General features: G+C 71.5%; 6 protein-coding genes and 1 pseudogene. 4 read left to right on the top strand and 3 right to left on the bottom strand.

Annotated features, from left to right (window positions below; all coding sequences use genetic code 11):
• Together ACWDAG_RS08270 and ACWDAG_RS08265 are read left to right on the top strand one after the other, a co-directional pair.
• Positions 1-213, top strand: a pseudogene (locus tag ACWDAG_RS08270) (IS5/IS1182 family transposase); the annotation flags it as partial.
• Between the two features lie 21 nt (positions 214-234).
• Positions 235-1,305, top strand: coding sequence for an abortive phage infection protein (locus ACWDAG_RS08265; protein WP_450694805.1), 1,071 nt, complete (start codon positions 235-237; stop codon positions 1,303-1,305).
• A gap of 286 nt (positions 1,306-1,591) precedes the next feature.
• On the opposite strand, the gene ACWDAG_RS08260 is transcribed toward ACWDAG_RS08265, so the two are convergent.
• From ACWDAG_RS08260 to ACWDAG_RS08250, 3 genes are all read right to left on the bottom strand, one after another.
• Positions 1,592-3,067, bottom strand: coding sequence for an alpha/beta hydrolase (locus ACWDAG_RS08260; RefSeq protein WP_450694786.1), 1,476 nt, complete (start codon positions 3,065-3,067; stop codon positions 1,592-1,594).
• 92 nt (positions 3,068-3,159) lie between these two features.
• Positions 3,160-3,987, bottom strand: a complete 828-nt coding sequence (locus ACWDAG_RS08255) for an ABC transporter permease (RefSeq protein WP_450694785.1) — start codon at positions 3,985-3,987, stop codon at positions 3,160-3,162.
• On the bottom strand, positions 3,984-4,898 hold the full coding sequence (locus ACWDAG_RS08250) for an ABC transporter ATP-binding protein (protein WP_450694784.1): 915 nt from the start codon (positions 4,896-4,898) through the stop codon (positions 3,984-3,986). Before ACWDAG_RS08250 ends, ACWDAG_RS08255 begins: the two co-directional genes overlap by 4 nt.
• A 133-nt stretch (positions 4,899-5,031) precedes the next feature.
• On the opposite strand from ACWDAG_RS08250, the gene ACWDAG_RS08245 reads away from it, so the two are divergent.
• The gene (locus tag ACWDAG_RS08245) at positions 5,032-6,228 is read left to right on the top strand and encodes a sensor histidine kinase (RefSeq protein ID WP_450694783.1); all 1,197 of its coding nucleotides are present in this window, start codon (positions 5,032-5,034) and stop codon (positions 6,226-6,228) included.
• Complete coding sequence (locus ACWDAG_RS08240) at positions 6,225-6,887, top strand: response regulator (protein ID WP_450694782.1); 663 nt, start codon at positions 6,225-6,227, stop codon at positions 6,885-6,887. Before ACWDAG_RS08245 ends, ACWDAG_RS08240 begins: the two co-directional genes overlap by 4 nt.
• The last annotated feature ends 6 nt before the right edge of the window (positions 6,888-6,893 follow it).

Here is a 6,893-nt window from a genome sequence, read left to right as displayed (position 1 = left end):
TCCGACCAGGCCGCCCACCGCAAACGGCGCGGCAGCCACGGCGGCAGACCACCGGCCTTCGACCGCGACGCCTACAAGCAACGCAACACGGTCGAGCGCTGCATCAACAGACTCAAGCAGTGGCGTGGCCTGGCAACCCGCTACGACAAGACCGCGACCGTCTACCTCGCGGGACTCCACCTCGCCGCCATCTTCATCTGGTCGGCGAGGTGATCCAAAGGAAACGGCCTAGGTCTGTCGGCGGCGGTGCTGCCGGCCGGCCCGGCCGCGGCGACCGGCCGTGGTCTGCGGCACCGCGGTGTCGTCTACACCGTCGGCGAGGGCGAGACGCCGGGGACCGCGTGGCGCGCGGCCCGGATGCGCCGGGACATCCGCGCCATCCGCGACCGGCTGCACGCCGACACCGTCGACGTCACCGGCGACGGCGTCGAACGCCTCACCGCCACCGCCGCCGAGGCCGCCGAGCGGGGGCTGCACGTCTGGCTCCAGCCGACCCTCGCGGACGCCCCGCAGCGGGACACCCTGGAGCACCTGGCCGAGTGCGGTCGGTTCGCGGAGCGGCTGCGGCGGCAGGGCGCGAGCGTCGACTTCAGCGTGGGCTGCGAGTTCTGGCTGCTGGTGCCCGGGATCGTGCCGGGGGAGACGGTCCTGGAGCGCGTACAGAACATGCTGAACGGCGACTTCGACCCCGTGAAGATGCAGCGCCGCCTCGACCGCTTCACGGCGAAGGCGGCGGCGGTGGGCCGGTCCGTCTTCCACGGCAGACTGAGCTATGCCGCCGCCCAGGACGACAAGGTCGACTGGCGGCTCTTCGACATCATCGGCATCGACTACTACTCGTACTTCCGTCAACACTCCGATTATGTACGGGAGTTGAGGCGATACCTGCGCTGGGGCAAGCCCCTCGCCATCACCGAGTTCGGGACCTGCACCTACGTCGGCGCCCCGGAGGCGGGCGGCATGGGCTGGAACGTCGTCGACCACGACAAGGACCCCGAGGAGATCAAGGGCCACCTCGTCCGCAGCGAACACACCCAAGCCACCTATCTGACCGGCCTGCTGGACGTCTTCGAGTCGATGGGCCTGTACGCGGCGATGGCCTTCGAGTTCGTCGCCCCGGACGCCCCGCACCGCACCGACAACCCGCGCTACGACCTCGACATGGCGAGCTACAGCATCACGAAGACCATCAAGGACCGCCCCGACGACCCCCGTTCGGGCTGGCACTGGGAGCCGAAGGAGGCGTTCCACGCGCTGGCGCGTCAGTACGGGAGGACCTGTGCACGCCGGGCACAAAGCTGCTGACGGGGGGAGGAGTTCGAGGCCCGCGTCGACGTGGCGTACCGGGCGGTCTCGCAGGCGGATCCGCGCGACCTCTTCAGGGCGGGGATGGCCGCCGTCCTGGCGGGTGCGGTGCTTCCGGCGGCCGGGATCATCGGGCTTGTCCTGACCGTCCTCACCGGCTCCTGGTACTGGCTGGTGCGGTTGCCACCGGCCGTCCACGGCGTCCACCGGATGGCGAGGAAGGTTCAGGGCGGCGATCAGGAGGTGCGGTCCGGGCGTCCGGAGCTGCGGTGGGGCAGGGGAGTGCTCAGCGGCAGTAGACGTCCTGCCGCGGGCGTTCGCCCGTCGCCAGGAAGCGGGAGACCGTCTCGTCGCCGCACCTCGTGCCGTTGGCGAGGTAGGCCTCGTGGCCGGTGGCGTGGTTGGTGACCATGACCGCGCGGCGGCCGAGCGCCTCGCGGAGTTTCAGGGCGCCGCTCAGGGGGGTCGCGACGTCGCGCTCGTTCTGGACGAGCAGGACGTCGGACGGGCCCCGGTCGGTGATCCGTACCGGAGGCTCCTTCGGCTGCCACGGCCAGGCGGCGCACACCAGCGCGTTCCTCGGCATGCCCGCGGTCAGCGGGTACTTGGCGCGGCTCTCGGCGACGCCCTTCCGGTAGGTGGCGGCATCACGCGGCCAGGCGGCGTCGTTGCAGATGGTGGCGGCGCTCACTGCCACGCGGTTCTGCATGGCCCCCTCCGGCGGGGCCGCCGGTGCGGGCGGGACGGTGCCCTTCAGGGCGGCTGCGATCAGCTTGGCCAGGGCGGGGTAGCCGCCGGGGTCGGCGAGGCTGTCCAGCATCGTCTGGCGCAGCACGTTGCCGTTCAGCTCCTCCGGGTTGGCGCCCGGCCAGGGCAGCGGCTCGCGGTCCAGGCGGGCGGCGAGGCGAAGGAAGAGCGGGCGGACCTCGGCGGCCGTGCCGGCCAGGCGGTTCGGGTTGCCGGGCGCGGAGGCCCACTTGGCGAACTCGGGGAAGTTGTCCTCGACACCCACCTCGTACGCGGCGACCCAGGCCCGCTCCGCCCGTACCGGGTCGGGGTTGTCGTTGCTGTCCAGCACGATGCGGTCGGTGCGCCGCGGGAACATCTCGCTGTACGCGGCGCCCACATAGGTGCCGTACGAGACGCCCCAGGCGGACAACCTGCGCTCACCCAGCGCGGCGCGGATCCGGTCGATGTCGCGGGCGTTGTCCTTGGTGGTGATGTGGCGCATCAGCTCGCCGCCGCCCGCCGCGCAGGCGGTGGCCACCCGTCGGGCGGTGGTCATGTTCTCGGTGACGGACCCGTCCGGGGCGGGCCACGGGCGCAGCTTCGACAGGGCCAGATCGCCATGGTCGAGGCCACAACCGACCGCCGTGGAGGGCGCGTTGCCGCGCGGTGCGAACCCGATCAGGTCGTAGGCGTCCCGGACGTCCTGCGGCAGCTTCTGCCCCTTTCCCGAAGGGTCGGCCAGGCTGGTGCCGCCCGGCCCGCCGGCGATCAGCAGCAGGGCGCCCCGGCGGGCGGACGGTTTCTCGGCGGGGATGCGGGAGACGGCGATGTCGATCGTGCGGCCGCCGGGGTGGGCGTAGTCCAGGGGGACTTCGAGGGTCGCGCACTGCTGACGGGGGTCGAGGCCGCTGCCTGCGCACCTGGTCCACTTGAGCGGTTCCTCGGCGGCGGACGCGGTGAGGGGCGTGAGGGCACCGAAGACGATGCCGGAGGCGGCGGCGATCAGGGCCGCGCTTTTCGTGATCTCCTTCATGGACACGAGACTCCCGGATGCCGACTTCGCATCCCATCCGGTCAACTGCCTTGTCGACAGGGGGGTTTACCCCCGACCGTACGCAGGGTTTCTCATACGTCCCGGCGGTCCACGACCACCACCGCCACGACGGCCGCCACCGCCGCCCACACCGTGAACACGACCCACCCGCCCCCGACGGTCGCCGGATACTTCGGGACCAGCATGTGGGACCGCCCGAAGCCCACGTCCACGATCCGCTCCCACGCGTTGAGCGGAAAGGCGTGGCGGACCGACGCCGTCCAGTGGTAGCGGTCCGTGACGAAGGACGGCAGGAGCAGCAGGACGAACGTCGTCAGCACCATCGTCGTGGCGCTGTGCCGGATGACCGCGCCCAGCCCCATGCCGGCCAGCGCACACACCGGGGCGAGCAGCGCCGACGCCACGACCACCCGCCAGGCGCCGGGATGGCTGATCGGCACGCCCAGGCCACGCCCGTCGAGGATGGCCTGTGAGGAGGCGTAGGAGGCGGCCGCGACGAGCGCCCCGAACACCGTCATGACCGCCGTCAGCACGACCACCTTGGCCGCCATCACGGCGCGTCGGTCCGGCACGGCGGTGAACGTCGTACGGACCAGGCCCGTCGCGTACTCCCCGACGATCGTGATCGCGCCGATGCTCGCGCACACCAGCACCAGGATCATGGCGGACCCCGCGGTGAAGGCGTCCCGCAGCGCCCAGTACACGAAGTCCTCGCGGATCGGCCCGCCGTACTCCGGATAGTTGACGTAGTCGGCGCGGGCCGCGTTCGCGTTGAAGCCGACGACGGCCAGCGCACCGCAGCCCAAGGCCCAGTAAGTGGAGCGCAGGGAACGGAGCTTGATCCACTCGGCGGCCAGCAGGTCCGTGAAGCGGGAGGCTGGCAGGGCGAAGGTGGTCATCGGGTCTCTCCAGCCGCGTACTCGACGCTGTCGGCGGTCAGTTCCATGAAGGCCGTCTCCAGCGAGGCCACCTGCGTGGTCAACTCCCAGAGCAAAAAGCGGTGTTCGTGCGCCAGCTCACCGACCCGGACGGCGCTCACCCCGTCCACCTTCAGCGTCTCCTCGTCGTACGGTGCGACCACCGCACCCTCCGACTCCAGTACGACGGCCAGGGCGCCCGCGTGCGGCGAGCGCACCGTCACGGTCGGCGCGGTCCCGCGCGCGGCGAACTCGACGAGACTCTCGGCGGCGATGAGCTCCCCGCGCCCGATGACGATCAGCTCGTCGGCGGTGTTCTCCATCTCGGACATCAGATGACTGGAGACGAAGACGGTACGGCCTTCGTGCGCGAGCCTCCTGAACAGCCCGCGCACCCACAACACACCTTCAGGATCAAGCCCGTTGAGCGGCTCGTCGAACACCAGCACCGGCGGATCCCCGAGCAGCGCGGCCGCGATGCCGAGCCGCTGCTTCATCCCCAGCGAGAACGAGCCGACCCGGCGCCGGGCGGCGGTCTGGGTGAGCCCCACCTCGGCGAGCACCTCGTCCACCCGCGCCCGCGGGATGCGGTTGCTGCGGGCCAGCGCGTGCAGATGCGCCCGCGCACTGCGCCCGCCGTGCACGTCATGGGCGTCGAGGAGGGCGCCGACATGCCGCAGCCCGCGCGGGTGGCGGCGGAAGGAATGTCCGCCGATCGTGGCGGTACCGGCGCTCGGTTCGACGAGCCCCAGCAGCATCCGCAGGGTCGTCGTCTTGCCCGCGCCGTTCGGGCCGAGGAAGCCCGTGACATGACCGGGGCGGACGGTGAAGGAGAGATCGCGTACGGCGGTCGTGGGGCCGTACCGCTTGGTGAGCTGCTCGACTTCGATCATGTGGACCACGGTTGCGTGGACGGCCCGTCCCGGGCATCGGCCGGTCGCTGACACTCGTACGAGGCGACTGTCGACCCTGGTTGTACGTCCACGGTCCGATGACCGCACCGCGGCCGGCGCCTACGATCACGGCATGCCCGCCACCTCGCCTCCGCCGCCCCTGCTCAAACGCGTGTCGCCGGCCGGGTGGACGGCGATCGTGTGGACCGCGAGCACGCTGTTCACCCTGCTGACGACCGTCCGGCTGCCCGGCGAGTCGGTGCCGTCCCAGTGGCCGGCGGCCCAGTTGTACCGCTGGGACGGCCTGTCGTTCCTGGCGGTGTCGACCGCGTTGGCGTTCCAGGCCGGTCGGCTGCTGCAGCGCAGGCCGCTCCTCGCGACCACTCTGGCGATCCTTGCCGGAGTCTTCGAGACGACCACCCTCGGCGTCGACCTGCTGCCGATGAACCAGTACCTCACGACCATGGTGGTCCTGTACTTCGTCGCGGTCGCCCACCCTCGGCGCATCGCCCTCATCGCCCTCGCCATGGCGATCGGCACCCTGATCACGTACATAGCCGTACGGATGCTGCGGCACTGGCCCGCCGGCACCTCCGCCGAACTGGCCGTCGCCCTGGTCACCGTGATCGTCTGGCTGCTCGGCAACTCGGCGCACCAGTCCCGCGTGCACGCCGAACGCCTCAGCGCCGAGCATGCGGCCCAGGCGGTCACCGCCGAACGTCTGCGCATAGCCCGCGAGATGCACGACACCGTCGCCCACAGCATCGGGATCATCGCCCTCCAGGCGGGTGCGGCGTCCCGCGTGGCGACGACCCGCCCCGAGGCGGCGCTCGACGCCATGCGGGCGGTCGAGAACGAGGGCCGCGAGACCCTGGCGGGCCTGCGCCGCATGCTGGTCGCGCTGCGGGCGGCGGACGAGGGACAGACTCCCGAGGCCGTCCCCGCGGGCCTGGCGGACGTGGACCGACTGGCGGCCACGACCACGGCGGCGGGGGTCCGAGTGGAGGTGCGGCGCCTCGGCGAGACACGCCAACTCCCCCCGGACATCGACCTGTCGGCGTTCCGCATCGTCCAGGAGTCGGTCACGAACGTCGTACGGCATGCGGGCACACGCGCGTGCCGGGTCACCCTCGACTACCGCGAGGACGAACTCGCCCTGGAGATCACGGACGACGGGCAGGGGCACGGCAGTGCCACCGACACCGGGTTCGGCCTGGCCGGGATGCGCGAGCGCGTGGCCCTGCTGCACGGTGAGTTCACGGCGGCCCCGCGCCCCGAGGGCGGCTTCCGCGTGACGGCCCGCCTGCCGCTCCCGGTGGCCGTCCGATGACCGCGGCCCCGACGATCCGGGTCCTCCTCGTCGACGACCAGGAACTCATCCGCACCGCACTGAGCATGGTCATGGCCGACATCGAGGACGTGGAGGTCGTCGGCGAGGCGGCGACGGGGAAGGACGCGGTACGGCTGGCCGGTGAACTCGCCCCCGACGTGGTCGTGATGGACATCCGCATGCCGGGGATGGACGGCATCGAGGCGACGCGCCGCATCACGGAGACACAGACCGAGGTGCGGGTGGTCGTCCTGACCACCTTCGACGACGACGCCCACGTCTACGGGGCGCTGCGCGCCGGTGCGGCGGGCTTCCTGGTCAAGGACATGGCGCTGGACGACATCATCGGCGCGGTACGGGTGGTGGCGGCGGGCGACGCGTTGATCGCGCCGAGCGTGACCCGCCGCCTGATCCACGACTTCGCCTCCCGCCCCGAACCGGCCCTAGGACGACGGGAGTTGAAGGCCATCACGGACCGTGAACGCGAGGTCCTCACCCTGGTCGGCAGCGGGATGTCCAACGCCGAGATAGCCGCCGAGCTGTGCATCAGCGTGGCCACGGCGAAGACGTACCTCACCCGCCTCCTCACCAAGCTGGACGCGCGGGACCGGGTCCAGCTGGTGATCATGGCCTACGAGGCGGGACTCGTGTCCCCCTGATCCCCC

It is taken from the genome of Streptomyces sp. NPDC001157, from assembly GCF_053598255.1.
This window is presented reverse-complemented; position numbering and strand designations above follow the sequence as displayed.

Bases quoted from the DNA above. Each gene is read 5' to 3' on its own strand.
- ACWDAG_RS08240 (WP_450694782.1), top strand. From the start codon at position 6,225: ATGACCGCGGCCCCGACGATCCGGGTCCTCCTCGTCGACGACCAGGAA.
- ACWDAG_RS08250 (WP_450694784.1), bottom strand. From the start codon at position 4,898: ATGATCGAAGTCGAGCAGCTCACCAAGCGGTACGGCCCCACGACCGCC.
- ACWDAG_RS08260 (WP_450694786.1), bottom strand. From the start codon at position 3,067: ATGAAGGAGATCACGAAAAGCGCGGCCCTGATCGCCGCCGCCTCCGGC.
- ACWDAG_RS08255 (WP_450694785.1), bottom strand. From the start codon at position 3,987: ATGACCACCTTCGCCCTGCCAGCCTCCCGCTTCACGGACCTGCTGGCC.
- ACWDAG_RS08245 (WP_450694783.1), top strand. From the start codon at position 5,032: ATGCCCGCCACCTCGCCTCCGCCGCCCCTGCTCAAACGCGTGTCGCCG.